General features: G+C 67.8%; 1 protein-coding gene. It reads left to right on the top strand.

The window, feature by feature from the left end; genetic code table 11:
- Positions 1 to 459: 459 nt before the first annotated feature.
- Positions 460 to 1,076, top strand: a 617-nt coding sequence (locus AB0B57_RS36815) for a KR domain-containing protein (RefSeq protein WP_357081105.1), incomplete at its 3' end; no start/stop codon positions are given.

The raw sequence follows: 1,076 nt of genomic DNA on the forward strand, positions 1-1,076 counted from the left end.
GAGGTGGTGCCGGTGGTGGTGGGTGTGCCGGTGGTGGGTGGTGTGTCGGTGGGTGGGTGGCCGGTGTCTGGTGGTGTGGTGCCGGATGTGGTGGTGGTGTGGGGGGTTGATGTGGTGGGGGTGTTGGGGGTGTTGGGGGAGTGGTTGGGTGATTCGCGGTTTGTGGGTTCGCGGTTGGTGGTGGTGACGCGGGGTGCGGATGTGGTGGCGGGTCAGGGTGCGGTGGCGGGTTTGGTGCGGTCGGCGGTGTCGGAGCATCCGGGTCGGTTGGTGTTGGTGGATGTTGATGGTGATGAGGGTGGGGTGGATGTGGGTTCGTTGGTGGGGGGTTTGGTGGGGTTGGGTGAGTCGGAGTTTTGGGTGCGTGGTGGGCGGGTGTGTGTGCCGCGGTTGCGGGCTGTGCGGCGGGTGGGGGTTGAGGCGTCGGTGGGTGGTTCGGTGTGGGGGGATTGTGTGTTGGTGTCGGGTGGTACGGGTGCGTTGGGTGTGGTGGTGGCGCGGCATTTGGTGGTGTCGTGTGGGGTGTCGCGGGTGGTGTTGGTGTCGCGTGGGGGTGTGGTGGTTGGTCGGGTGGCGGAGTTGGTGGCGGAGTTGGGTGCGGATCGGGTGGTGGTGGTGGCGGGTGATGTGACGGATCGGGTGGTGGTGGGTGAGTTGTTGTCGCGGTTTGGGGTGTCGGGGGTGGTGCATGCGGCGGGGGTTTTGGATGACGGTGTGGTGCAGGGGTTGTCGGCGGAGCGGTTGGCGTTGGTGTGGGGTCCGAAGGTGGTGGGTGCGCAGGTGTTGGATGAGTTGACGCGGGATCGGGGGTTGTCGGCGTTTGTGGTGTTCTCGTCGGTGGCGGGGGTGTTGGGGACTGCGGGTCAGGGTGCGTATGCGGCGGCGAATGCGGGGTTGGATGCGGTGGTGCGGGCGCGTCGGGCGGTGGGTTTGCCGGGGGTGTCGGTGGCGTGGGGGTTGTGGGGTGAGGTGTCGGGGATGACGCGGGGGTTGTCGCAGCGGGATTTGGCGCGGTTGTCGCGGTCGGGTCTGGCGGTGTTGGAGACTGCGGACGCCCTGGCCATGCTCGACGCCGC

Source organism: Micromonospora sp. NPDC049101 (assembly GCF_040648675.1).
Taxonomy (GTDB): domain Bacteria; phylum Actinomycetota; class Actinomycetes; order Mycobacteriales; family Micromonosporaceae; genus Micromonospora.